26 protein-coding genes are annotated in these 24155 nt (G+C 45.6%); 18 read left to right on the top strand and 8 right to left on the bottom strand.

Annotated features, from left to right (window positions below; all coding sequences use genetic code 11):
• The first annotated feature begins 18 nt into the window (after positions 1-18).
• The 13 genes from rpsE (at position 19) to dsbD (ending at position 7992) form a co-directional block, all read left to right on the top strand.
• A complete protein-coding gene (rpsE, locus tag DN92_RS00355; RefSeq protein ID WP_173959388.1) occupies positions 19-537 on the top strand; it encodes a 30S ribosomal protein S5 in 519 nt (172 codons plus the stop codon).
• A gap of 24 nt (positions 538-561) precedes the next feature.
• Positions 562-750, top strand: a complete 189-nt coding sequence (gene rpmD / locus DN92_RS00360) for a 50S ribosomal protein L30 (RefSeq protein WP_173959389.1) — start codon at positions 562-564, stop codon at positions 748-750.
• 27 nt (positions 751-777) lie between these two features.
• Positions 778-1218 carry a 50S ribosomal protein L15 gene (gene rplO / locus DN92_RS00365; RefSeq protein ID WP_173959390.1) on the top strand — a complete coding sequence of 147 codons (441 nt, stop codon included), beginning with the start codon at positions 778-780 and terminating at the stop codon, positions 1216-1218.
• 17 nt (positions 1219-1235) lie between these two features.
• On the top strand, positions 1236-2570 hold the full coding sequence (gene secY, locus DN92_RS00370) for a preprotein translocase subunit SecY (protein ID WP_173959391.1): 1335 nt from the start codon (positions 1236-1238) through the stop codon (positions 2568-2570).
• A gap of 4 nt (positions 2571-2574) precedes the next feature.
• Complete coding sequence (gene infA, locus DN92_RS00375) at positions 2575-2793, top strand: translation initiation factor IF-1 (protein WP_088526684.1); 219 nt, start codon at positions 2575-2577, stop codon at positions 2791-2793.
• Between the two features lie 34 nt (positions 2794-2827).
• The gene (gene rpmJ, locus DN92_RS00380) at positions 2828-2944 is read left to right on the top strand and encodes a 50S ribosomal protein L36 (RefSeq protein ID WP_012357167.1); all 117 of its coding nucleotides are present in this window, start codon (positions 2828-2830) and stop codon (positions 2942-2944) included.
• Positions 2945-2968: 24 nt separating this feature from the next.
• Entirely contained in the window at positions 2969-3334 is a 366-nt protein-coding gene (gene rpsM / locus DN92_RS00385; protein ID WP_088526685.1) for a 30S ribosomal protein S13, read from the top strand.
• Positions 3335-3352: 18 nt separating this feature from the next.
• A complete protein-coding gene (gene rpsK, locus DN92_RS00390) occupies positions 3353-3760 on the top strand; it encodes a 30S ribosomal protein S11 (protein WP_011901923.1) in 408 nt (135 codons plus the stop codon).
• Positions 3761-3875: 115 nt separating this feature from the next.
• On the top strand, positions 3876-4499 hold the full coding sequence (gene rpsD, locus DN92_RS00395; RefSeq protein ID WP_173959392.1) for a 30S ribosomal protein S4: 624 nt from the start codon (positions 3876-3878) through the stop codon (positions 4497-4499).
• A 23-nt stretch (positions 4500-4522) separates the two neighbouring features.
• Positions 4523-5503, top strand: a complete 981-nt coding sequence (locus DN92_RS00400; protein ID WP_173959393.1) for a DNA-directed RNA polymerase subunit alpha — start codon at positions 4523-4525, stop codon at positions 5501-5503.
• A gap of 16 nt (positions 5504-5519) precedes the next feature.
• Positions 5520-5912 (top strand): 50S ribosomal protein L17, encoded by a 393-nt coding sequence (gene rplQ / locus DN92_RS00405; protein WP_173959394.1) that lies wholly within the window; start codon positions 5520-5522, stop codon positions 5910-5912.
• 68 nt (positions 5913-5980) lie between these two features.
• Positions 5981-6313, top strand: a complete 333-nt coding sequence (gene cutA, locus DN92_RS00410) for a divalent-cation tolerance protein CutA (protein WP_173959395.1) — start codon at positions 5981-5983, stop codon at positions 6311-6313.
• Between the two features lie 5 nt (positions 6314-6318).
• Entirely contained in the window at positions 6319-7992 is a 1674-nt protein-coding gene (gene dsbD, locus DN92_RS00415; protein WP_173959396.1) for a protein-disulfide reductase DsbD, read from the top strand.
• A gap of 51 nt (positions 7993-8043) precedes the next feature.
• Here dsbD and hemB read toward each other — a convergent pair whose 3' ends face one another.
• A complete protein-coding gene (gene hemB / locus DN92_RS00420; protein WP_173959397.1) occupies positions 8044-9063 on the bottom strand; it encodes a porphobilinogen synthase in 1020 nt (339 codons plus the stop codon).
• On the bottom strand, positions 9047-9712 hold the full coding sequence (yihA, locus tag DN92_RS00425) for a ribosome biogenesis GTP-binding protein YihA/YsxC (protein WP_173959398.1): 666 nt from the start codon (positions 9710-9712) through the stop codon (positions 9047-9049). Before yihA ends, hemB begins: the two co-directional genes overlap by 17 nt.
• A 114-nt stretch (positions 9713-9826) precedes the next feature.
• Here yihA and DN92_RS00430 point away from each other — a divergent pair, with 114 nt between their 5' ends.
• Entirely contained in the window at positions 9827-10549 is a 723-nt protein-coding gene (locus DN92_RS00430; RefSeq protein WP_173959399.1) for a c-type cytochrome, read from the top strand.
• Between the two features lie 95 nt (positions 10550-10644).
• Here the strand turns inward: DN92_RS00430 and lysA are convergent, their stop codons facing one another.
• Positions 10645-11943: a diaminopimelate decarboxylase gene (gene lysA, locus DN92_RS00435; protein WP_173959400.1), complete on the bottom strand. Its 1299-nt coding sequence runs from the start codon at positions 11941-11943 to the stop codon at positions 10645-10647.
• Positions 11940-12131 (bottom strand): LPS translocon maturation chaperone LptM, encoded by a 192-nt coding sequence (gene lptM, locus DN92_RS10710; protein WP_173959401.1) that lies wholly within the window; start codon positions 12129-12131, stop codon positions 11940-11942. Before lptM ends, lysA begins: the two co-directional genes overlap by 4 nt.
• 47 nt (positions 12132-12178) lie before the next feature.
• Here lptM and cyaY point away from each other — a divergent pair, with 47 nt between their 5' ends.
• Complete coding sequence (gene cyaY / locus DN92_RS00445) at positions 12179-12562, top strand: iron donor protein CyaY (RefSeq protein WP_217426030.1); 384 nt, start codon at positions 12179-12181, stop codon at positions 12560-12562.
• A gap of 13 nt (positions 12563-12575) precedes the next feature.
• Here the strand turns inward: cyaY and aroB are convergent, their stop codons facing one another.
• The 4 genes from aroB to DN92_RS00465 are packed head-to-tail and all read right to left on the bottom strand — an operon-like array spanning position 12576 to position 16002.
• Positions 12576-13658 carry a 3-dehydroquinate synthase gene (aroB, locus tag DN92_RS00450; protein WP_173959402.1) on the bottom strand — a complete coding sequence of 361 codons (1083 nt, stop codon included), beginning with the start codon at positions 13656-13658 and terminating at the stop codon, positions 12576-12578.
• 8 nt (positions 13659-13666) lie between these two features.
• Positions 13667-14152, bottom strand: a complete 486-nt coding sequence (locus DN92_RS00455; RefSeq protein WP_254598351.1) for a shikimate kinase — start codon at positions 14150-14152, stop codon at positions 13667-13669.
• Positions 14153-14203: 51 nt separating this feature from the next.
• On the bottom strand, positions 14204-15316 hold the full coding sequence (locus DN92_RS00460; protein ID WP_173959404.1) for a secretin GspD/PilQ domain-containing protein: 1113 nt from the start codon (positions 15314-15316) through the stop codon (positions 14204-14206).
• 5 nt (positions 15317-15321) lie between these two features.
• Positions 15322-16002 carry a hypothetical protein gene (locus tag DN92_RS00465; RefSeq protein WP_173959405.1) on the bottom strand — a complete coding sequence of 227 codons (681 nt, stop codon included), beginning with the start codon at positions 16000-16002 and terminating at the stop codon, positions 15322-15324.
• Positions 16003-16142: 140 nt separating this feature from the next.
• Here DN92_RS00465 and DN92_RS00470 point away from each other — a divergent pair, with 140 nt between their 5' ends.
• The 3 genes from DN92_RS00470 (at position 16143) to DN92_RS00480 (ending at position 24135) form a co-directional block, all read left to right on the top strand.
• Positions 16143-18479 carry a penicillin-binding protein 1A gene (locus tag DN92_RS00470; RefSeq protein ID WP_173959406.1) on the top strand — a complete coding sequence of 779 codons (2337 nt, stop codon included), beginning with the start codon at positions 16143-16145 and terminating at the stop codon, positions 18477-18479.
• 12 nt (positions 18480-18491) lie between these two features.
• On the top strand, positions 18492-19196 hold the full coding sequence (locus DN92_RS00475) for a transposase (protein ID WP_173959407.1): 705 nt from the start codon (positions 18492-18494) through the stop codon (positions 19194-19196).
• A 193-nt stretch (positions 19197-19389) separates the two neighbouring features.
• Entirely contained in the window at positions 19390-24135 is a 4746-nt protein-coding gene (locus DN92_RS00480; protein ID WP_173959408.1) for a glutamate synthase-related protein, read from the top strand.
• Positions 24136-24155 lie beyond the last annotated feature (20 nt).

The raw sequence follows: 24155 nt of genomic DNA on the forward strand, positions 1-24155 counted from the left end.
TAGGGTTTAGGAAAAAACATGGCAAAAATGCAAAACAAGATGCAAAACGAAGAGCGTGATGACGGTCTTCGCGAGAAGATGATTGCGGTTAATCGTGTAACTAAAGTGGTTAAGGGTGGTCGTATTCTCGGCTTCGCTGCACTTACTGTAGTTGGCGATGGCGATGGCCGTATCGGTATGGGCAAAGGTAAATCCAAAGAAGTCCCGGTTGCCGTTCAAAAGGCAATGGACGAAGCTCGTCGCAAGATGATTAAGGTTCCACTTCGCAAGGGTACATTGCAACACACAGTTACTGGCCAACATGGTGCCTCACGTGTATTGATCTCTCCCGCAAAAGACGGTACTGGAATTATTGCTGGCGGCCCAATGCGCGCTATTTTCGATGTCATGGGCGTAACTAATGTAGTTGCTAAATCACTTGGCTCAACTAATCCATACAACTTAGTTCGTGCAACGATTAATGGTTTGAGCAAGATGAGTACTCCTGCTGAGATTGCTGCTAAGCGCGGTAAGTCAGTTGAAGAGATTCTCGGCTAAGACCAAAAGATTAGGAATCTATAAATGACAACAACTCAAACTAAAGTCAAACTGCAATTAGTACGCAGTTTGATCGGCACACGCGAAAGCCACCGTGCAACTGTTCGCGGCTTAGGCTTGCGTCGCATCAATTCTGTTTCAGAATTGGAAGATACGCCAGCTGTTCGTGGAATGATTAATAAAGTTTCTTATCTAGTTAAAGTCGTTGGCTAATAACTAGCAAGTAAATAGGCAAAGAATATGCAACTCAATACACTCAAACCCGCAGCAGGCTCCAATAAAAACCGTCGTCGTGTAGGTCGCGGCATTGGTTCTGGCCTTGGAAAAACAGCTGGTCGTGGTCACAAAGGTCAAAAGTCACGTTCAGGCGGATTCCACAAGGTTGGATTCGAGGGCGGACAAATGCCGATGTATCGTCGCTTACCAAAGCGTGGTTTCGTGTCATTGACACGTCGCCATGTTGGTCAAATCACTTTGAATGACTTAGCAAAGATTAACTTGCCTGAAGTGGACTTATTGGTTTTGAGAGCTCACGGTTTTGCTGGTGAGCAGATCAATGCGGTCAAGGTGATTAAGACTGGTGAATTATCGATTGCTGTTACCCTCAAGGGCATTACAGCAACTGCGGGTGCAAAAGCAGCTATTGAAGCAGCCGGTGGCAAATTAGTTGATTTGGTTTAATCGGTTTTAAGTAAACAATGGCACTCGCACCTACCAACAACGCAAATATTGCTCCAGGAAACAAGTTTGGCGAATTACGTCAACGCTTAGTATTTCTGGTGTTGGCTTTGCTTGTGTTCCGTTTAGGTGCCCATATTCCTGTGCCAGGTATTGATCCAGACCAGTTAGCCCAATTATTTGCAGGTCAAAAAGACGGTATCTTGGGAATGTTTAACTTGTTTTCCGGTGGCGCTTTATCCCGCTTTACTGTATTTGCTTTGGGAATCATGCCGTACATTTCTGCATCGATCATCATGCAATTAATGACAATCGTTGTGCCTTCATTAGAGTCTTTGAAAAAAGAAGGCCAAGCAGGACAGCGCAAGATTACCCAGTACACCCGTTATGGAACTGTGTTCTTGGCAACATTCCAAGCTTTAGGAATTTCCGTTGCTCTACAGGCTCAACCAGGCTTAGTAATTAATCCAGGTTTGATGTTTGAATTAAACTCAGTTGTCACTTTGGTTACCGGCACAATGTTCTTGATGTGGCTTGGTGAGCAAATTACTGAGCGTGGCCTTGGTAACGGCATCTCCATTATTATTTTCGGTGGAATTGTTTCTGGTCTACCAACTGCAATCGGTAGCTTGCTAGAGCTGGTTCGAACTGGTTCCATGAATATCCTATCTGCACTGCTGATCGTAGTGATTTGCATTGCAGTGACCTATTTTGTAGTGTTTGTAGAGCGTGGTCAGCGTCGTATTTTGGTGAACTACGCTAAGCGCCAAGTTGGTAACAAGGTTTATGGTGGGCAATCCTCTTATTTCCCACTGAAATTAAATATGGCTGGTGTTATTCCACCTATTTTTGCGTCATCCATTATTTTGTTTCCTGCAACGATTGCCGGCTGGTTTACATCAGGCGAGCCAACGAATATGTTCAGCAAAGTCATCAAAGATTTGGCTGCAACCCTGGCCCCAGGTCAACCTGTTTACACGATTTTGTATGCTGCTGCCATTATTTTCTTCTGTTTTTTCTATACTGCTTTGGTTTTCAACAGCCGCGACACTGCAGATAACTTAAAGAAGAGTGGAGCCTTTGTACCTGGTATTCGACCCGGTGACCAGACTGGTCGCTACATTGACAAAATCTTAGTGCGTTTGACTTTAGCTGGTGCAATTTACATGGTTTTAGTCTGTTTATTGCCAGAATTCTTAGTCTTAAAGTACAACGTGCCATTCTATTTTGGCGGTACTTCATTATTGATTATTGTTGTTGTTGCAATGGATTTCATGGCTCAAGTGCAGTCATATGTCATGCAACAGCAGTATGGTTCTTTGATGAAAAAAGCTAACTTTAAGATGGGCGTTTAACTGAATGTCTAAAGACGATGTAATTCAGATGGCGGGTGAAATTATTGAGAATTTGCCGAACGCGATGTTTCGCGTGAAGCTAGAAAATGGACATGTGGTTCTAGGGCACATTTCTGGAAAGATGAGGATGCATTACATTCGCATATTGCCAGGAGATAAGGTAACAGTGGAGTTAACTCCATACGACCTGACCCGCGCCAGAATCATATTCCGTGCGAAGTAAAGATTAAGTTGTACCTATTTTTAAGAGGTGAGTTATGAAAGTTTTAGCATCCGTTAAGTGTATTTGCAGAAATTGCAAGATCATTAAGCGCAAACGCGTTGTGCGCGTGATCTGTTCTTCAGACGCACGTCATAAACAGCGTCAAGGCTGATCTGGTTAATTAAGAGGAAATCTCATGGCACGTATCGCTGGGGTAAATATCCCAAATCATCAACACACTGTCATCGGTTTGACAGCAATTTTTGGCATTGGCACAACTCGTGCACGCAAAATTTGCCAGACCACAGGTGTTGCTATCGACAAAAAAGTTAAAGATCTTACTGACGGTGACTTGGAAAAGTTACGTGATGAAGTAGGTAAATTCATCACTGAAGGTGACCTTCGTCGTGAAGTAACGATGAGCATCAAGCGTTTGATGGACTTAGGCTGCTATCGCGGCGTACGTCATCGCAAAGGCCTGCCTGTACGTGGTCAACGTACAAAGACAAACGCGCGTACCCGTAAGGGCCCACGTAAGTCTGGCGTGCAACTGAAGAAATAATCAAGAAAGTTTATTGACATGGCAAAACAACAATCCGCTTCTGCAGCTTCACAGCGTGCACGTAAGAAGGTTAAGAAGAACGTTGCTGACGGTATTGCACACGTTCACGCTTCTTTTAACAACACCATTATTACGATTACTGATCGTCAAGGGAATGCGCTTTCATGGGCAACTTCTGGCGGCCAAGGTTTTAAAGGTTCACGTAAGTCAACACCCTTTGCTGCTCAGGTAGCGGCTGAGGTAGCTGGTAAGGCTGCTGTTGAGTGCGGAATTAAGAACCTGGAAGTTCAGATCAAGGGCCCAGGCCCAGGTCGTGAATCTGCAGTTCGTGCATTGAACTCTTTGGGTATCAAGATCACTGAGATTCAAGATGTAACACCAGTTCCACACAATGGTTGCCGTCCTCCTAAGCGTCGTCGTATTTAAGCTTGGATGTTGGTATTACAGTTTTAGTAGTTTTTTATTAAAGCCCACTGTTCACCTGATTTAAAAGGTGAACTCACCGTTAGTCGTAAGACTTCGGCAAAGAAAGGAAAGCATCGTGGCACGTTATTTAGGGCCTAAGGCCAAATTAGCCCGTCGGGAAGGTACCGACTTATTTTTAAAGAGCGCACGTCGCGCTCTGTCAGACAAGTGCAAGTTAGATACTAAGCCTGGTCAACATGGCCGTACATCTGGCTCAAGAACATCTGATTACGGTAATCAATTGCGTGAAAAGCAAAAGGTTAAGCGTATGTACGGAATTTTAGAGCGTCAGTTCCGCCGTTACTTCGCAGAAGCTGAGCGTCGTAAAGGCAATACTGGATCAACATTGCTCCAGTTGTTGGAATCACGTCTTGATAACGTTGTTTATCGCATGGGTTTTGGTTCTACACGTGCTGAAGCGCGTCAATTGGTCTCCCACTGTGCAATTTTGCTCAATGGTAGCCCAGTGAATATTCCATCCATTCAGGTGAAGCCTGGTGATGTAGTTGCGATTCGCGAAAAGGCGAAGAAGCAAACCCGTATTACAGAATCACTCAATTTGGTTCAGCAGATGGCAGCAGTAGGCTGGGTATCAGTCGATGCGGCGAAGCTGGAGGGAACATTTAAGCAAGTGCCTGACCGTGAAGACATTAGCGGCGAAATTAATGAAAGTTTGATCGTTGAATTGTATTCACGCTAATTAGGCACTCTCAAGGAAAAAATATGCAAACAAATTTGCTCAAGCCAAAAATTATTTCTGTTGAAGCGCTTACCGCCAACCAAGCTAAGGTTGTAATGGAGCCATTCGAGCGTGGCTACGGCCACACACTCGGCAATGCACTGCGCCGTGTTTTGTTGTCCTCGATGGTTGGTTATGCACCAACTGAAGTAGCAATTGCTGGTGTTGTTCATGAGTACTCCACATTAGATGGCGTTCAAGAGGATGTCGTTAACCTTTTGTTGAACCTCAAAGGCATCGTATTTAAGTTGCAGTCACGTGATGAAGTTACTATCAATTTGCGTAAAGAGGGCCCAGGGGTCGTTACTGCAAAAGATATCGACTTGCCACATGATGTAGAAATCATTAATCCTGATCACGTTATCGCTCACTTGTCTGCTGGTGGCAAGCTGGATATGCAAATCAAGGTTGAAAAAGGCCGCGGCTATGTACCAGGCAATATGCGTCAATATCACGACGAAGCTACCAAGATCATTGGTCGCATCGTATTGGATGCCTCATTTAGTCCAGTAAGTCGCGTTAGCTATGCTGTTGAGTCCGCTCGTGTTGAACAACGTACTGACCTCGATCGTCTCGTAATGACTATCGAAACAAATGGTGTGTTGTCTCCCGAGGAAGCGATTCGTCAAGCAGCTACTATTTTAGTTGACCAGTTGGTAGTATTCGCAGCCCTCGAAAGCAGCGAAATTTCTGGTGATCTTGCACCTAGCCGCTCTTCAATGGTTGATCCAATGTTGATGCGTCCAGTGGATGATCTCGAGCTCACAGTTCGCTCTGCTAACTGCTTGAAGGCGGAGAACATTTATTACATCGGTGACTTGATTCAACGTACAGAAAATGAATTGTTGAAGACGCCTAATTTAGGTCGTAAGTCTTTGAATGAAATCAAAGATGTATTGGCGGCTCGTGGCTTAAGTCTTGGCATGAAAATCGAAAGCTGGCCTCCAGCTAACCTCGAGAAATAATTAGAAAGGAAGCACCATGCGTCACGGAAACGGCTTACGCAAACTTAACAGAACATCATCACATCGCTTGGCGATGCTGCGAAATATGTCCAATTCTCTTTTGGAGCATGAAGTGATTAAAACCACTTTGCCAAAAGCAAAAGAATTGCGCATGGTTGTTGAGCCCTTGATTACCTTAGGTAAAAAAGATTGCTTAGCAAATCGTCGCTTAGCATTTAATCGCACTCGTGATCGCGATATCGTGACTAAACTCTTTACAGAGCTTGGACCACGTTACGCAACTCGTCCAGGCGGCTACCTTCGTATTTTGAAGTTTGGTTTCCGTCACGGTGATAATGCACCAATGGCCTTGGTTGAATTGCTTGATCGTCCAGAAGTTGAAGAGACAGCATTAGTGCAAGAGGCTTAAGGTCTTTTGTCAGATTAAAAGCCAGGCTTCGGTCTGGCTTTTTTCATTTATACGGTTATAAATACATCATGAACCCTGATAAATCTACTGAGTTAATGATTGTTGTCACTACTTTTGCATCAATAGAGGATGCAAAGAAAATGGCGTATCAATTGATTGAAAGCCGTCTGGCTGCCTGCGTGCAAATTCAAGAGGGCGTCCATTCCATATATCGATGGGAAGGCAAGATTTGCGAAGGAAATGAAGTTCTGTTGTCAGCAAAGACGGTTGCAGATAAGTGGATGGATATTTCTAATTTCATAAAAAGTCATCATCCTTATGATTTACCAGAACTGATTGCCTATGCACCTGCAAAATATGAAGCGTTTTATGGCAAGTGGGTACAGGCCGAGGTAAAGTGAGTCATATGAAATTGATTAATAAATTCATCCCGGTATTAGTGGCACTTCTATTCTTTGTTGGTAATGCCTTTGCAGCCTCAGAATTTCTTCCTCCTGAGAAAGCATTTCAGGCCGAATCAACTTGGGCGGTAAATACAAATAACATCGAGGTGGAAATATTTCCAGCCAAGGGTTACTACATCTATCAAGAGTCTTTGCATTTCAAGATGGGCTTCCAGCCCAATAAACTAGAGGCAGTAAAGGCATCATTACCAGCTGGAATTGAAAAGTTTGATGAAACCTTTCAAAAGAAAATGCAAGTCTATAAGCAGGCATTTCTACTCACCCTTGATAGAAAAGCAGAAATAGGAAAGCCGTTGTACTTTGAGTTGGAATTGCAAGGCTGTGCTGAAGCTGGGATTTGCTATCCACCCATGACCTTAAAGTTTTTACTTGCGGGGCCTGGTGTAAAGGCTGGCCCAATACCGGAGCTATTGGATGGGACTGGAGCAAGTAGTACCGCCAAAAAAGAATTTAGCTTGATGGATGTGTGGCGTGAGCGTGATGACGTCAATGCCATTAGCCGTTTCTTAGAAAGCACGCCAACAGGATATTTATTTTTAGCCTTTTTTATTCTCGGCTTAGCTTTAGCCTTTACGCCTTGTGTTCTTCCGATGCTGCCTATTCTGTCGAGCATCGTATTTGGAACGCAGGGTAAACAATCTATTAGCAAAACCCGTGCAAGTCTCTTGGCGGTAGCCTATGTGTTCGGAATGGCCTGTGTATACGCATTGGCGGGGGTCTTGATGGCAGCCTTAGGTGGTAGCGTTCAAAGAGCCCTACAGAGCCCTGTAGCGCTGATTGGGTTTGCATTGCTGCTATTGACCTTATCAGGCAGTCTATTTGGTTTATACGAGCTCAGAATGCCTCAATCTTGGCAGCAAAGGGTGGATCAATTGGCAGGGCGCCACAAGGGTGGCAGTTTTGCTGGTGCCTTTGCCTTGGGGGGAATTTCTACATTAGTTGCAAGCCCCTGCATTACCGCCCCTTTGGCAGGCGTACTCGCTTTTATTGCTCAAACAGGCTCAATGAGTCTGGGGGCAGGACTCCTTTTTGTAATGGCCTTAGGCATGGGATTGCCACTCCTGTTTATTGCTGTTGAGGCACGTATCTTGATTCCATCTACAGGCATTTGGATGGTTTGGTTACAAAGAACATTGGGTGTTTTATTAGTAGCAACTGCAGCCTGGATTGCATCTCCGTTGTTGCAAAGTGGCGATGGAGGCACCGGGAAGGTGGTGGCCAATGGCCAGCGTCAACATCAGATTGGAAAAGCTAGTTTTGTAGTGATTGACTCTAGCGCTCAGTTAGATCAATTTTTAGCCCAAGCAAAAGAACAAAAGAAATTAGTGCTCTTAGATTTTTATGCAGATTGGTGTATCTCCTGTAAAGAGATGGAGGTCAATACATTTGCCAATCCTGAAGTGAATCAAGAGCTACAGAAATTCATTTTGATACAGGCTGACGTGACAAAAAATAGTCCTGAGAATCAGGATCTATTAAAACGATTTGGTCTGTTCGGCCCACCTGGAATTTTGATATTTGATCTCAACTCTGAAGAATTAAAAGATCAACGTGTAATTGGCTATATGCCGCCACAACGTTTTGTAGAGCGCTTGAAAAAAGCGTTGGTAAATTAAATTACTCTGAAGATGAATGGGTGTTAAACCCATTCAGCCCCGCCTAGATAATTACTTAATTGCTTTTAAGAGGCGTGCAGCTTCAAGTGCGAAGTAAGTCAAGATGCCGTCGGCACCGGCGCGTTTAAATGCGAGCAAAGACTCCATCATCACTGCATCGTGATCAAGCCAACCATTTTGCGCAGCAGCTTTTAACATAGCGTATTCGCCGCTCACCTGATAGGCATAAGTAGGGTAATTAAATTCATCACGTACTCTGCGAACGATGTCTAGGTAAGGCATCCCGGGTTTGACCATCACCATATCGGCACCCTCGCTAATATCTAGGGCAACCTCCCGCAAAGCCTCGTCAGTATTGGCGCAATCCATTTGATAGGTTTTTTTATCCGCTTTACCTAAATTGTTTGCAGAACCTACCGCATCACGAAAAGGACCATAAAAAGCAGAGGCATATTTGGCAGAGTAAGCCATGATGCGTGTATGAATGAGCTTCTCTTGCTCCAGCGCTTCACGGATTTTTCCGATACGGCCATCCATCATGTCCGATGGTGCAACGATATCAACGCCGGCCTGTGCTTGAACAATAGCTTGCCGAACTAATATTGCAGTGGTCTCGTCATTCAGAATGCGGCCTTGTTCATCCAAGATGCCGTCTTGGCCGTGACTAGTGTATGGATCAAGCGCTACGTCTGTCATCAGGCCTAAGGTTGGGAAGCGTTTTTTTAATTCACGTACTGCAGTTGGAATTAACCCATTGGAATTAAAGGCCTCTTTACCGTCGGGTGTTTTGAGCGCCGCATCTATCACCGGAAAGAGCGCCATGACTGGAATACCTAATGTGATGCATTCTTCAGCGCTGCTAAATAGTAAATCCAGTGATACGCGATTGACGCCAGGCATAGAAGTCACAGCTTGAGATTGCTTGCTACCATCAAGTAGGAAGACTGGGTAAATCAGATCGTTTGTATTGAGATGATTCTCTTGCATCAGTCGACGCGACCAATCGTCTCGACGCATACGGCGAGGGCGATGGGCTGGAAAGTTCAATAAAGAGTTAGCTTGTGATTTCATCTTTTTGAGTCTCTGCTTCAAATAACCATTTAATAACAACATTGTCGGCCTCTTCAAGACCAATCCGCTTAGTACTAGAAAATAATTGTGCTGTAAGTTGTTTGGAATCGCCTGTACCCTCTGGTAGCGCGGGGTCATATTGTTGTAGCTGTTTCCGAACCGCCTCTATTGCGTGTTTACATTCACTTTTATTGAGCTTATCGCACTTACTCAGCAAAACATGAATCGGCTTGCCAGTGGGTACAAACCATTGAATCATTTGTTCATCTAGATCGGTAATACCGCGCCTAGAGTCCACAATCAGGACCATGCCTACCAATTGCTCACGCTCTTGGAGGTAGTCGCTTAGGAGGGCATTCCAGTGATATTTGGTCTCGCGATTGACTGCCGCGTAGCCATATCCCGGTAAATCGACTAAATAGGCGAGAAGATCGTCTTTTGCAAAGAGGCCAAAATAATTGATGTGTTGGGTGCGTCCAGGCGTTTTGCTGGCAAAAGCCAGTCTTTTTTGATTGCAAAGTACGTTAATTGCACTAGATTTCCCGGCATTCGAGCGCCCAGCAAAAGCCACCTCCCGGAGTGGAGTGGCAGGTAGGCAATGGGTGTCATTGACCGTGGTTGCGAAACGCGCTTGAAAGAGTTTAGACATGTCCAGAAGCTATTGTAAAATCACTCAAAATCATGAAATATCTCATGGTGTTGGGTAAAAAGTTGTAAAAGTAGGGCCCAAACACTTTTAGGAATTTTTGCCAAGGTAAACATAATGCGTCAAACCTCCCAAATCTCCAAATTAGCTAGCCTGCGCGCTGGTTTTGCGGTCCTCTCTATTTTCGCTCTTAGTGGCATTGTGTCTCCAGTTTCTGCTGCAGATCCTGTGCCAATGGCTCCTGCTGCAGAGGCCAAGCCAGCAGTGCCAGGCAAGCCTAAGGCTGATTCTGCAGCTGGTGAAGCTCTCTATAACGCTGGAGATGCTACCCGCGGCGTAGTAGCCTGTATCACGTGCCATGGCCCTAAGGGTCAGAGTGCCGTAAGTACATGGCCTAAATTATCTGCCCAACATGCGGCTTACACAGTAAAGCAGTTGAAAAGCTATAAGGATGGTTCCCGCGTCAATGCCATCATGATGGGCATGTCAATGCCTTTAAACGAACAAGATATGCTTAATATTGCTACCTACTTGTCTCAGCAGGCTCCATCTCAAGGAGTTGCGGAAAATAAAGACACTATTTTGTTAGGTCAGAATATTTATCGTGGTGGCATTGCGTCGAAGGGCGTTCAGGCTTGTGCAGGCTGTCATAGTCCAAATGGAGCAGGTATTCCTTCTCAGTATCCACGCCAAGGCGGACAGTGGGCCGAATATTCCTACAATCAATTAATGAATTTCAATCAGGGCACCCGTAAAAATCTTCAAATGAATAGTATTGCCGGCAAGCTTTCTGATATTGAAATGAAAGCAGTTTCTGATTACATGGCAGGCTTGCGTTAAAAGTCACCTAAGTTATAAAACAAAAAACCCCGCTGATGTAGCGGGGTTTTTTATTACCCGGGATTTTTATATCACGTTGAATGGGTAGTATTAATTTAGTTCGGCAATACCTTTTCACTGGCAAAAAGATCGGCAATATTTTCACGGGAACGAATAACATAAGCATTTTTTCCATCAACCATAATTTCTGCAGGTTTAGGTCTGGTATTGTAGTTCGATGCCATGACAAAACCATAGGCACCCGCAGAGAGAATAGCCAAGAGGTCGCCCTCTTCAATGGATAGAGTGCGATCTCTTCCTAGCCAGTCTCCAGATTCGCAGACTGGTCCAACAATGTCATAGCTAGCGCTCTTCACAGTTTTAGTTTGTACAGGAACAATACCGTGATACGCCTCATACAGGGCTGGCCGCATCAACTCAGTCATCGCAGCATCTACGATACAAAAGTTTTTCTCGGCACCAGGCTTAAGATATTCCACTTGGGTCAGTAGTACGCCAGCATTGCCGACTAAGGATCTACCTGGCTCTAGAACCACATCGAGGTGTCCAAAGCCGCGCTCAGCAACGCGATTAAGCAAGGTATTAGTAAATTCGGTAATGTCAGGTGGATTGTCATCGCCATAAGAAATACCTAAGCCACCACCCAAATCAAGATGGTGAATCTCAATACCTTCTTTTTTCAATTGAGCGACTAATTCGAGTACTTTATCGAGCGCATCTAAGTACGGCGCGGTAGTAGTGATTTGTGAGCCGATATGGCAATCAATGCCAACAACATCAATTTGGGAAAGCAGTGCAGCTTCACGATAAGTATTTAGAACCTCATGATAGGCGATGCCAAACTTATTGCCTTTTAATCCAGTAGAGATATACGGGTGGGTTTGAGCATCAACATCGGGATTGACGCGCAATGAAATCGGTGCACGGCAATGGAGTTTTGTAGCAACCCGATTAATTTGATGTAGTTCAGCAACTGATTCCACATTGATGCATTTGACACCAGCTTGCAATGCTTGAGCAATTTCAGGAGCAGATTTGCCAACACCCGCAAATACCAAGCTTTTCGGATCCGCACCGACCGCGAGGGCGCGCGCTAATTCACCGCCACTGACCAAGTCAAAGCCAGAGCCTAATTGCTTGAAGCAATCGATCACTGCTAGATTGCTATTGGCTTTCACGGCATAGTGAACACGGGCACGTCGTTTGCCAGTCGAATCTACGCAAGCTTTGTCATAGGCTTGATAGGCCTCGGTTAATGCTTTTTTGCTATAGACGTATAAGGGGGTGCCAAATTCTTTTGCTAAATCTGCTAAGGGAATTTCTTCCGCATACCAATTGCCATTACGTTGTGTAAATCCAGCTAAGTCCGGAAGTGGGATTGCTTTACTTGTCATTGCTTGGCCGATGTTGGGTTAGTCGCAGCTGGGCTTTGGGGTGGATAGAGCTTGCCTTTGGGCTCTGACTCTGCAGGAGGTATAGGTGCTGGCGGCACATTTGGTAAATATAGCGGTCCTCTAACCCCACATCCAACAAGGGATATTAGAAAGCTAATGCCGAGAGTTCTTTTAAGAATCGCTATCATGAATGTCTCTAAAACGAATGATTGAATATAGCATGCAGGACTCTAATATGAAGCCAAACAATTTAACTGTGGAAACTATTGACGATAAGCAATTCCACCAGTTGGGCAGCAATTTATTGCAGTCAATTGAGGCTGCCTTGGAGGCTGCAGACGATGCGCTGGACCTGGATTTGGATGTAGAGCGCCAAGGTGGGAACGTAATCAATATTCGGTTTAAGGATCGCAGTGTGATTGTGGTCAATACGCAACCCCCTTTACATGAAATCTGGGTAGCCGCTAAATCGGGTGGCTATCACTATCGTTGGGCTGGAACTTTGGCCACTCCACTCTGGTTAGATACTAAAACCGGGCGCGAACTGTTGAGCGACTTATCCGAATTTGCTAGCGCCCAAGCTGGGCAGAAAATCACTATTAGCCTACTTCAGAAATAAGCGCCCTAAGAAATTAAGTTGCTCCAGTTGCTGTTAGGGTCTCGATCACTTGAAGATCGGGAACACTCTGAATTTGCGCTTTGCCGATTTTTTCCAAAACTACGTAACGGATTTGTCCGCCTTCAGTCTTTTTATCTACCTGCATTAATTCCATATAACGCTGTGCGCCAAACTTCGGTGGTGCTATCGGTAAATTCATCGATTGAATAATGTGGGTTAGACGATTCACTTCATCTTGAGTGATGAAGTTCAGTTGCCGCGAGAGCTCTGCACCCATGACCATACCGCAACCAACGGCTTCACCGTGTAACCACTCTCCATAACCCATGCCAGCTTCGATCGCATGACCAAAGGTATGTCCGAAATTGAGTGTGGCACGTATGCCTCCCTCTCTTTCATCGGCTGACACAACGGCGGATTTAATTTCGCAAGAACGTAACACTGCATGTTCCATTGCTGTTGTCTCGCAGGCTAACAAAGCACTTGTATTCGTTTCAATCCAATTCAAAAACTCGGCATCAGCAATTGCGCCATGCTTTATTACTTCAGCTAGGCCAGCAGAGAGTTCGCGTGCAGGTAATGTCTTCAATGTGTTGAGGTCGGCAATCACCGCTACAGGTTGATGAAATGCCCCGATCATGTTTTTCCCAAGCGGGTGATTAATGCCCGTTTTGCCACCAACCGAAGAGTCTACCTGGGCCAACAAGGTTGTTGGCACTTGAATAAAGCGGATACCACGCATAAAGCTGGCTGCAGCAAAGCCAGTCATATCCCCAATAACGCCTCCACCCAACGCTACCAACATGGTTTGACGATCTGCGCCAAACTTGAGGAGATCATCAAAAATCAGTTGAAGATTTTTCCAGTCTTTATAGGACTCTCCATCCGGCAAGACAATTGTTCTGACGGGCTTGCCGAGCTTCTCTAGGGTATTGGTGAGACGCTCCGCATATAAAGGTGCAACAGTCGTATTGGTAACGATATAAATTGAAGTCGCTTTTTTGCAGGCGCTAAATAAATCTGGTTGATCGATTAAATCTGTACCAATATGAATGGGGTAGCTACGATTGCCTAGATCAACTTCTAATGTTTTCATGGATAAATTTACGCAGAGAGTTCGAGTTGCATGATGAGAGTGTTGACGAGTTGATTGACGCTGGGTTTTCCAGTCTCAATGACATGGTCAGCAATTTCGCGATAAAGGGGGTCGCGGATATCGTATAGATTTTCTAGAATCTTTTTTGCGTCACCATTTTTAAGGAGTGGTCTACCTTCGCCGCCTTTAGTGCGATGCCAAAGTTCCATCGGATTGGCGTGTAGATAAATCACAGTACCTCTTTCGCTAAGGAACTGACGATTTTCTGGAAGCAGCACGGCACCACCACCAGTCGCCAGAATGACATCATCTTCGGCGGTAATGTCTTTGATGGCCTGAGCCTCACGTTTGCGAAACCCATCTTCACCTTCCATTTCGAAGATGACCGGGATCTTGACCCCACAACGATCCTCAATTACATGGTCAGCATCTAGAAAGCGACGACCCAATTTCTTCGCCAGCAATTTACCGACGGTCGACTTCCCGGCGCCCATAAGGCCAATTAGGAAGATATTGTTCGATGAAGAGTTCACTCCTTGATTTTATTAGTGTTTGTCCAGGACGGTGGGCGTTAAGAAAACCAATAGTTCAGTTTTATCGGCTAATTTAGATTTATGGCGAAAGAAATGTCCAATGAGTGGAATATCACCTAGCAGGGGCACCTTGACCTCATCATCCCGTTCAGTTGTTTGGAATATGCCACCAATAATGGCCGTGCCCCCGTTTTCGACGGTGACTTCAGAGCTGAGGTTTTTGGTATCAATCGCATAACCCTGCTCAGTTTTCATGCCAATAGTGTCCTTGTTGATCCCTACCAGCATAGAAATCTTTCCATCAGGGTGAATCTTAGGCAAGACCTCTAGACGTAAATTAGCCTTGCGAAACTGCAATTTACTCCCGCTTTGAGAGCTCACCTGATATGGAAGCTCAGTTCCCTGCTCAATCGTTGCCTTAACCTGATCTCCGGTCATGATGCGCGGATTCGATAGGATCTTGCCTTGACCATCCGATTCCAGTGCGGAAAGCTCCATTTGAAGGAGGCGAGCAGCATTTTTTGACACGAGTGTGGCTGCCAAGGTGGCAGGGTTAAATCCTGCGAGCCCAGTCCCAGCTAAATCGAGGCTGGCACTCGCATTTTGGTCTGGGTGATTTCCAAGTCCATTGGCTTGATACCCCAATTTGATACCCAGTTCGCGGGCAAAGCGTTGATCTGCCTCCACAATGCGAGCCTCAATCAGGATCTGACGGGGGCTATTGATATGATCCCCACCAAAGGGAAGGGCTGCATCCTCCCGGCGAAACTTCTGAAAGCTTTGAATTTCTGCATGAGGACCAATCCAGTAGATATCTCCATTTCGGACGAGACGCAATCCTCTGCTAGCAAGGATGGAATAGAGGGCTGTTTGCCAGGGGGTATCTTTCAGGTCGACCGAAATCTTTCCTTGAATGGATTCACTCAGGAGAAAGTTGGTATTCCCCATTTTTGCCAAGATTGGCAAAAGTTCAGTCATTTCAATTTGGCTGAATTGCAGGCTAATACGACTATCTTTGGAGGTGGTTACAGCGCTCAACTCTGGAGAGTTCCCTAGGGCTGGATTGAGTAAAAAAACCAGGAGCGGTAGAAGTAATGCGGCGGGGGATTTTAGAAAGATTTTCAAGAAAGTTACTCTAATTGCGTAGATTTAAAAGTAATAGATTTGCCTTTAGGGTGGGTCAAGATAGCCACTTCTTTTGCTGCCTGAGTCAGCTGCCATTCCCCCAAAGCCAAGCCCCCTTTGTGCACCATCAGCGTAGCTTTACCAGTATGAAAAAAAGCATGCTCTACCGCCCCCATTCGGGTGATGCCTAAATACCTCCAGCGATGCAGTTCTGCTTCATATTGGATGGCGCTGGACTTGTTTTGAGGCATCTTTGTTGGCGTCTTAACTTCTAATGAGTGAATACTCACTTCTATTTCATCCAATATCTCATATAAATCCTCTCGCTCTGTAGCCCATTCATTTTGTGAGAACTCAAACTCCTCTTTTAGTCCTGATAGTTGACTCTGTAATGCGCTTATTTCAAGCTCAGCACCTGATTTAGTGGGGTCAAAATAAAGAAAAAAAGCGCCCGTACAAAACAATGCGATGGCGCCAAAAATCCAAACTGGGCTGAAATTAAGCCCCTTAAGCTCAAAGGATTTAGTGGTGAAGGAGGAGGTTGGTGGCTTGGCTTGGGGTGGTGGATCCACCCTGGGAGGAAATGTCGTTTTGCGAATGCCATGGGGATCTGGAATTGCGGGATCATCTCCCAGCTCACTCAAAATGTCATCAAAAGACTGGGGAGAGATATGGCGTGGAGGCATGCCATATTATTCGATCCGAGGATATTAAAAGCGATCAGCCAAAGCAGAACTTCATGTCAGAAAAAACTGCCACTAACGATTTTAAATACGGGTATTAGGGCTTTAAGGAAAATTGCGTAAGCACCCTATAATTTGAAGATATGGCTTTAACTCCAAAAGACAAGCCGCCATTAAACCGGCGGTTTAACCGACAGCCTGATAGACGTTTTGGTCAGCCTAGAGCGGAGCATTCCTCACGTCAGAAATCAGGGAGCAATCCTCTCGTCAAAGCCTTGCTAATTATTAGTATGGTTTTTGCTGTGGTGTTCACCTTGCTTCTGGGCTACGCCTTCTTAATAGCAAAACCCAATTTGCCAAAGATTTCGGCTTTAGTGGACTACAACCCAAAAACACCTTTAAGAATCTATACGGCCGATAAGGTACTTATTGGCGAGTTTGGCGAAGAGCGCCGCAAGGTCATTCCTCTGAATGAGATCCCGATGACTATGCGCAATGCAGTCCTGGCAATCGAGGATGATCGTTTTTATTCCCATGGCGGTGTGGACTACATTGGCATTTTAAGGGCTGCTCTCACCAACCTACGCGGCAATCTTTCTCAAGGCGCCTCTACGATCACGATGCAGGTGGCCCGTAATTTCTTCCTCAGTAATGAGAAAACCTTCACTCGTAAGATTTATGAGGTTTTACTTTCTTGGGAAATTGAATCTCAGTTGAGTAAAGACAAGATTCTTGAGATTTATATGAATCAGATTTTCTTGGGTCAAAGGGCGTATGGTTTTTCTAGTGCCGCTCAAATTTACTTTGGCAAAGAATTAAAAGATATCACCATTGCGGAATCTGCCATGTTGGCGGGTTTGCCGAAAGCCCCCTCAGCATACAACCCAGTAAGTAATTTCCGTCGCGCTAAAATTCGCCAAGAATATATCTTGCAGCGCATGCGTGATTTGTCTTACATCACCCCGGAGCAATACCAAACTGCGATGGCTGAAGAGTTGCAAATCCGCGGCCTTGGGAACGAATTTAGTACTCGTGCCGATTTCGCCTCTGAGATGGTGCGTCAATTGCTATTTACGCAATACGGTGAAGCAATTTATTCTCAGGGTATCGATGTCTACACCACGATCTTGAAAGCCGATCAAGATGCGGCATATAAGGCAGTACGTCGCGGAATTTTTGAATATGACTTACGCCATGCTTATCGTGGTCCCGATGGATTTATTGACCTCCCAGAAGACAATGTAAAACGCCAGCGTGCAATTGATGAAGCTCTATTAGCTTATCCACAGCTAGATGATTTACAGTCCGGCGTAGTCTTAGATGTCAAGCCAAAAGAAATGCAAGTCATGATTTCTACTGGGGATATGATCACTCTAAAAGGTGAGGGTATGAAGCTTGCTGCTGCCTCTTTAACTGATAGCACTCAACCGAAAAAACGCTTACGACCTGGAGCTATCGTCAGATTGTTATCCGATGGAGGTATTTGGAAGTTAGCGCAATTGCCGCAAGTTGAGGCTGCTTTTGTTTCGATGAACGCAGATACGGGCGCGATTCTGTCCTTAGTAGGTGGCTTTGATTTTCGTCGCAATCAATTTAATCACGTGACTCAGGCACAACGTCAGCCGGGCTCTTCCTTTAAGCCGTTCGTTTACGCTGCAGCAATCGAAAAAGGTTTTTCTCCGAGCACAATGGTGAACGATGCACCTCTTTCCATCGGCAGTATGGAAACAGGTAGTCAAGCATGGCAGCCTAAGAACTATGATGGAAAATATGAAGGCATGATGCGTTTACGAACTGCCTTAGCTAAATCTAAAAACTTAGTTTCAGTGCGCATTATTCGTGCTATTGGCCCTTCCTATGCGCAAGACTATATTCAGCGTTTTGGATTCGAGGCGGAAAAGCATCCCCCGTATTTAACAATGGCCTTGGGCGCGGGTTCTGTAACCCCTTTACAAATGGCGTCTGCTTATAGCGTCTTTGCTAACGGCGGCTATCGTGTAGATCCGTTTTTAATTAACAAAATGACGGATTCAAAAGGCGCTGTTTTATTTGAGGCAAAACCCACGCAAGCGCGCGAAGATGCAACACGTGTTTTGGATGCCCGAACCGCCTTTGTGATGGACAGCATGTTGCAAGAAGTAACCAAAACTGGGACTGCAGGTAGTGCGAGAGCAAAATTGGGTCGTAATGATATTGCTGGCAAAACTGGTACGACCAATGACTCACATGACGCTTGGTTTGCAGGATATAACCCTAAGGTAGTGGCGATTGCTTGGATAGGCTTTGATAAGCCCGCCAGTTTGGGTGATCGTGAAACTGGCGGCGGTCTCGCTTTACCCATGTGGATTTCCTATATGAGTACTGCTCTGAGGGATCAGCCTCAATTAGGGCGCGAAGTGCCCGCAGGCGTTACTCAGCTTGATGGTGATTGGTTTATTCCGGAGTTTTCCAATAATGGCGGTGTGCGCGAACTGCAGTAGTTCGTTTTAGCAATGGCAAGGCAAGCACGCATCATTATTCCTGGCCAAGCAATGCATGTCATGGTTCGTGGCAATAATCGGGAAACACTTTTCTTTAATAATGCTGATCGTCGCATCTATTTAGATTGGCTTCGAGAAGCTGCTAAACAATTCGGTAGCGCCGTACATGCATTTTCCTTGATGCCCAATCATGTCCACCTTTTAATCACACCTCAGACAGCAGATGCGCTTGCAAAGACAATGCAATCTCTGGGCAGGCGCTATGCCCAATACTTCAATCAGCAACACCATCGTTCAGGAACGATTTGGGAAGGTCGTTACCGCTCTTCACTCATCGATCCGGATTATTTTTTACGGTGCCAACGCTATATTGAGTTAAATCCTGTGAGGGTTGGTTTTGAGTCAAACCCCCAAGATTCCAATTGGACTAGCTTTGCTTCCCATATCGGGGGCAACGCAGAACCTTGGCTAATAGACCATCAGCACTTTTGGAAGTTAGGCAACACTCCTTTTGAGCGACAAATGAGCTGGGCTGCCTTTGTGAAGGAGGGCGCACCCCACTGGGAAGACCGGCAAATTACTGAAGCATTGATTCGTTCTAAACCCTGGGTAAGCGATGTTTACGCTCAAAAACTCTTTAAAGAAAATTCTGAGCAGGCAATGATTCGATATCGTGGCCGGCCAAAGAAATTAATTTCAATAAAATCAGTAACTTAGATATATTATGCTAGGTATGAAGGCTTGCATTGGCAAGCTGCACTACTGAGTCTGTCCCCTTATTTAAAAGTATTTGCACTTCTGACCCTAATTAAATGGGACAGAGACATTTTATTTCTGTTGCATCAGTGTGGGTATTCCCCTATATTTGATCCTCCAAAAGTAATTAAGCCCAAGGGCAAGCGGAAATACCATGACTACACAAATGAATACAGACCTTCGTCCAATTGCACAGGGTCTCTACGATCCACGAAATGAGCACGATGCTTGCGGCGTAGGATTTGTCGCACATATCAAGGGTAAAAAGTCTCATGAGATCGTTGCTCAAGGATTGAAAATTCTTGAGAACTTAGATCACCGAGGAGCAGTTGGTGCTGATCCGCTAATGGGCGATGGTGCAGGCATCTTGATTCAAGTTCCCGATACTTTGTACCGCGAAGAAATGGCAAAGCAAGATATCCAGCTGCCACCGTTCGGAGAGTACGGCGTTGGTATGATTTTTCTGCCTAAAGAACATGCTTCTCGCATAGCTTGCGAGCAAGAGTTGGAGCGCACTGTTCGTTTGGAGGGTCAGGTTGTTTTGGGTTGGAGAGATGTTCCAATTGATGTGAAGCTACCAATGTCTCCGACAGTACAAATGACTGAGCCGTTTATTCGTCAGATCTTTATTGGGCGTGGCCGTGACATCATGACAACCGATGCGCTAGAGCGTAAGTTGTATGTGATTCGTAAAACAGCAAGCCATGCTATACAAGACTTACATTTAAAGCATGGCAAAGAATATTTTGTGGCGTCGATGTCGGCCCGCACCATTGTTTACAAAGGTTTGTTGCTAGCAAATCAAGTAGGTGCGTATTACAAAGATTTATTGGATGAGCGTACAGTATCCGCGCTAGCCTTAGTGCATCAACGTTTCTCCACTAACACTTTCCCAGCCTGGGAATTGGCTCACCCGTATCGCATGATTGCGCACAACGGCGAGATCAATACCGTTAAGGGTAACGTCAACTGGGTGAATGCACGCGAGGGTGCGATTAGCTCTCCAGTATTGGGTGATGACCTTAAAAAATTATGGCCACTCATCTATCCAGGTCAGTCGGACACTGCCTGTTTTGATAACTGCTTAGAGTTATTGGTGATGTCTGGCTATCCGCTAGCGCAAGCCATGATGATGATGATCCCGGAGGCTTGGGAACAGCACACATTGATGGATGAAAATCGTCGCGCTTTCTATGAATACCATGCGGCGATGATGGAGCCATGGGATGGTCCAGCAGCAATGGCATTTACCGACGGCCGTCAAATTGGTGCAACTTTAGATCGTAACGGCTTACGTCCAGCGCGTTATTACGTGACTGATGACGACTTGGTCATCATGGGTTCTGAGGCTGGTGTATTGCCAATCCCCGAAAGTAAGATTGTTAAAAAATGGCGCTTGCAACCAGGCAAGATGTTCATGATTGATATGGAGCAAGGCCGCATCATTGATGATGTCGAGCTAAAAGATGCGGTTTCAAAAGCAAAGCCATACAAGAGCTGGATTGATGCAGTACGCGTGAAGCTCGATGAGGTTGATGCTAGCAAAGCGGACTTGATCGATGAAAAAATTATTGTTCGTCCAGCAGCTAAATTGCTAGACCGCCAACAGGCTTTTGGTTATACCCAAGAGGATATTAAATACCTCATGGCGCCAATGGCTATGAACGGCGAAGAAGCGATTGGATCGATGGGTAACGATAGCCCGTTAGCTGTGCTCTCGAACAAAAACAAGCCGCTTTATAACTATTTCAAGCAATTGTTTGCTCAGGTAACCAATCCTCCGATTGACTCCATTCGTGAAAACATGGTGATGTCTTTAGTTTCTTTCATTGGACCAAAGCCGAATTTGTTGGATACCAACAATATTAATCCGCCAATGCGCTTAGAAGTCAGTCAGCCGATTTTGGATTTTGACGATATGACTAAGATTCGTCATATTGGTCATTACACCAACGGTAAGTTCCGCTCCTACGAGTTAGATATTTGTTACCCAGCAGTTTGGGGCAAAGCCGGTATTGAGGCTCGCTTAGCATCCTTATGTGCTGAAGCTGCAGATGCAGTTCGCTCTGGTTACAACATCTTGATCGTGAGCGATCGTCAGGTCGATGAAGCGCACGTAGCGATCCCTGCGCTCTTGGCTACTTCAGCAATTCATCAGCATTTGGTTGAAAAAGGTTTGCGGACTAGCGTTGGCCTCGTTGTTGAGACGGGTAGTGCGCGCGAGACCCATCACTTTGCCCTCTTGGCTGGTTACGGTGCTGAAGCGGTTCACCCATACTTAGCAATGGAAACCTTGGCTGAAATGGCTAAAGGATTATCCGGCGATCTGTCAGCAGAAAAAGCAGTCAAGAATTTTGTGAAGGCGGTAGGTAAGGGCTTGCAAAAAGTGATGTCCAAAATGGGCATCTCTACTTACATGTCTTACACCGGCTCACAGATTTTTGAAGCAATTGGTCTGAACAAAGAGGTCATTGACCATTACTTCAAAGGTACTCCTTCTAACGTTGGTGGTATTGGTGTATTTGAAGTGGCTGAAGAAGCTTTGCGCATGCACCAATCTGCCTTTGGTGATGACCCAGTCTTGAGCGATATGCTTGATGCAGGTGGTGAGTATGCATTCCGTATTCGTGGTGAAGATCACATGTGGACTCCAGATACGATTGCGAAGTTGCAACACTCCACTCGTACTGGTCTAGAGAAGGGTTATCAAACTTATAAAGAGTACGCCAATCTCATCAATGACCAAACCAAACGTCAGATGACATTGCGCGGCTTGTTTGAATTTAAGATTGATCCAGCCAAAGCGATTCCATTGGACGAAGTCGAGTCTGCAAAAGAAATCGTCAAACGTTTTGCAACGGGCGCGATGTCTTTAGGTTCCATCTCTACAGAAGCGCATGCTACTTTAGCAATTGCCATGAACCGGATTGGTGGTAAGTCCAATACTGGTGAGGGCGGTGAAGATCCAAATCGTTATGTGAACGAGCTCAAAGGTATCCCAATCAAGAAGGGTGAAACCTTAGCCAGTATTTTGGGTGATGATGTTGTCGAAGCAAATATCCCGCTACTTGATGGTGATTCATTGCGCTCCAAAATTAAGCAGGTTGCTTCTGGACGTTTCGGTGTTACTACTGAATACCTACGCTCGGCTGATCAGATTCAGATCAAGATGGCTCAAGGTGCTAAGCCTGGTGAAGGTGGTCAATTGCCCGGTGGTAAGGTTTCCGATTACATCGGCAAATTGCGCTTCTCCGTGCCGGGTGTTGGATTGATTTCTCCTCCTCCGCATCACGATATTTATTCGATTGAAGACATTGCCCAGTTGATTCACGATCTGAAGAATGTGAATCCTACTGCCGACGTCTCTGTGAAATTGGTTTCTGAAGTCGGTGTTGGCACGATTGCGGCAGGTGTTGCGAAAGCTAAGGCAGATCACGTGGTGATCGCTGGCCATGATGGTGGTACAGGTGCATCACCACTGTCATCGATTAAGCATGCTGGTTCCCCATGGGAATTAGGCTTGGCTGAAACCCAACAGACATTGGTTCTCAATGGCTTGCGTAGTCGTATTCGTGTGCAGGCTGATGGCCAGATGAAAACCGGTCGTGACGTCGTGATTGGGGCTTTGTTAGGTGCGGATGAGTTTGGTTTTGCAACAGCACCATTGGTTGTTGAAGGTTGCATCATGATGCGTAAGTGTCATTTAAATACCTGCCCAGTGGGTGTTGCTACACAAGATCCCGCATTGCGTAAAAAATTCTCTGGTAAGCCAGAGCATGTAGTGAATTTCTTCTTCTTCATTGCTGAAGAAGTGCGCGAAATCATGGCCCAACTCGGCATTCGGAAGTTTGATGATTTGATTGGTCGTGTTGATCTCTTAGATACTCGTAAAGGTATTGAGAACTGGAAAGTACATGGTTTGGATTTCAGTAAGATTTTTGCTGAGCCAGCTGTCGCTAAAGACGTGCCACGTTATCAAGTCTTGACTCAAGAGCATGGCTTAGGTAGTGCACTAGACAACATTCTGATCGAGAAGAGTGCGCCTGCACTGCAACGTGGTGAGAAAGTCTCATTCATCGTTCCAGTGAAGAACGTCAATCGCACAGTCGGCGCAATGCTCTCTGGAGAAATCGCTCAGCGTTATGGCCACGCTGGCCTACCTGATGACACTATTCATATTCAGTTAAATGGTACTGCTGGTCAAAGCTTCGCAGCTTTCTTGGCACACGGTATCACCTTGGATTTGGTCGGTGATGGCAACGACTACGTTGGTAAGGGCTTATCTGGTGGACGTGTGATTGTGCGTGCGCCACACGAGTTCCGTGGCGACACAGCCAAGAACATTATTGTTGGTAATACGGTGCTCTACGGCGCAATCGGCGGCGAGGCATTCTTCAATGGTGTTGCTGGAGAACGTTTTGCAGTTCGTAACTCTGGCGCCACAACGGTTGTTGAGGGCACTGGTGACCACGGATGTGAATACATGACTGGTGGAACTGTAGTAGTTTTGGGTGCGACTGGCCGTAACTTTGCTGCAGGTATGAGCGGCGGTATTGCTTACGTCTACGACGAAGATGGCCTCTTTGAAAAGCGTTGCAATACCAGCATGGCAACTTTGGAAAAAGTATTACCCTCTGCTGAGCAGATGGACAAGATGCCTCAGTCTGCATGGCATGCCCCAGTTGATGTGAAGGATGGTGGTGAGCGCATGACCGATGAGCAAATTGTGAAGGGCTTGATTGAGCGTCATTTCCGCCACACTGGTTCTGAGCGCGCCAAAGCACTTTTAGCTGATTGGGAAAATGCCCGTGGTCGTTTTGTGAAGGTGCTTCCTACTGAGTACAAACGTGCTTTAGGCGAGTTGTGGGAAAAAGCGCAAACTAAAACTGTTGCAGCTTAATCAATAAATACATTAAGAAA

The sequence above is a fragment of the Polynucleobacter arcticus genome, assembly GCF_013307205.1.
Taxonomy (GTDB): Bacteria; Pseudomonadota; Gammaproteobacteria; order Burkholderiales; family Burkholderiaceae; genus Polynucleobacter; species Polynucleobacter arcticus.

Bases quoted from the DNA above. Each gene is read 5' to 3' on its own strand.
- cyaY (WP_217426030.1), top strand. From the start codon at position 12,179: ATGAAGCCAAACAATTTAACTGTGGAAACTATTGACGATAAGCAATTC.
- lptM (WP_173959401.1), bottom strand. From the start codon at position 12,131: ATGATAGCGATTCTTAAAAGAACTCTCGGCATTAGCTTTCTAATATCC.
- DN92_RS00480 (WP_173959408.1), top strand. From the start codon at position 19,390: ATGACTACACAAATGAATACAGACCTTCGTCCAATTGCACAGGGTCTC.
- rpmJ (WP_012357167.1), top strand. From the start codon at position 2,828: ATGAAAGTTTTAGCATCCGTTAAGTGTATTTGCAGAAATTGCAAGATC.
- DN92_RS00455 (WP_254598351.1), bottom strand. From the start codon at position 14,152: ATGGGCGCCGGGAAGTCGACCGTCGGTAAATTGCTGGCGAAGAAATTG.
- rplO (WP_173959390.1), top strand. From the start codon at position 778: ATGCAACTCAATACACTCAAACCCGCAGCAGGCTCCAATAAAAACCGT.
- DN92_RS00470 (WP_173959406.1), top strand. From the start codon at position 16,143: ATGGCTTTAACTCCAAAAGACAAGCCGCCATTAAACCGGCGGTTTAAC.
- rplQ (WP_173959394.1), top strand. From the start codon at position 5,520: ATGCGTCACGGAAACGGCTTACGCAAACTTAACAGAACATCATCACAT.
- cutA (WP_173959395.1), top strand. From the start codon at position 5,981: ATGAACCCTGATAAATCTACTGAGTTAATGATTGTTGTCACTACTTTT.
- rpmD (WP_173959389.1), top strand. From the start codon at position 562: ATGACAACAACTCAAACTAAAGTCAAACTGCAATTAGTACGCAGTTTG.
- rpsM (WP_088526685.1), top strand. From the start codon at position 2,969: ATGGCACGTATCGCTGGGGTAAATATCCCAAATCATCAACACACTGTC.
- aroB (WP_173959402.1), bottom strand. From the start codon at position 13,658: ATGAAAACATTAGAAGTTGATCTAGGCAATCGTAGCTACCCCATTCAT.
- infA (WP_088526684.1), top strand. From the start codon at position 2,575: ATGTCTAAAGACGATGTAATTCAGATGGCGGGTGAAATTATTGAGAAT.
- dsbD (WP_173959396.1), top strand. From the start codon at position 6,319: ATGAAATTGATTAATAAATTCATCCCGGTATTAGTGGCACTTCTATTC.
- DN92_RS00465 (WP_173959405.1), bottom strand. From the start codon at position 16,002: ATGCCTCCACGCCATATCTCTCCCCAGTCTTTTGATGACATTTTGAGT.
- DN92_RS00475 (WP_173959407.1), top strand. From the start codon at position 18,492: ATGGCAAGGCAAGCACGCATCATTATTCCTGGCCAAGCAATGCATGTC.
- lysA (WP_173959400.1), bottom strand. From the start codon at position 11,943: ATGACAAGTAAAGCAATCCCACTTCCGGACTTAGCTGGATTTACACAA.
- yihA (WP_173959398.1), bottom strand. From the start codon at position 9,712: ATGTCTAAACTCTTTCAAGCGCGTTTCGCAACCACGGTCAATGACACC.
- rpsE (WP_173959388.1), top strand. From the start codon at position 19: ATGGCAAAAATGCAAAACAAGATGCAAAACGAAGAGCGTGATGACGGT.
- secY (WP_173959391.1), top strand. From the start codon at position 1,236: ATGGCACTCGCACCTACCAACAACGCAAATATTGCTCCAGGAAACAAG.
- DN92_RS00430 (WP_173959399.1), top strand. From the start codon at position 9,827: ATGCGTCAAACCTCCCAAATCTCCAAATTAGCTAGCCTGCGCGCTGGT.
- rpsK (WP_011901923.1), top strand. From the start codon at position 3,353: ATGGCAAAACAACAATCCGCTTCTGCAGCTTCACAGCGTGCACGTAAG.
- hemB (WP_173959397.1), bottom strand. From the start codon at position 9,063: ATGAAATCACAAGCTAACTCTTTATTGAACTTTCCAGCCCATCGCCCT.
- DN92_RS00400 (WP_173959393.1), top strand. From the start codon at position 4,523: ATGCAAACAAATTTGCTCAAGCCAAAAATTATTTCTGTTGAAGCGCTT.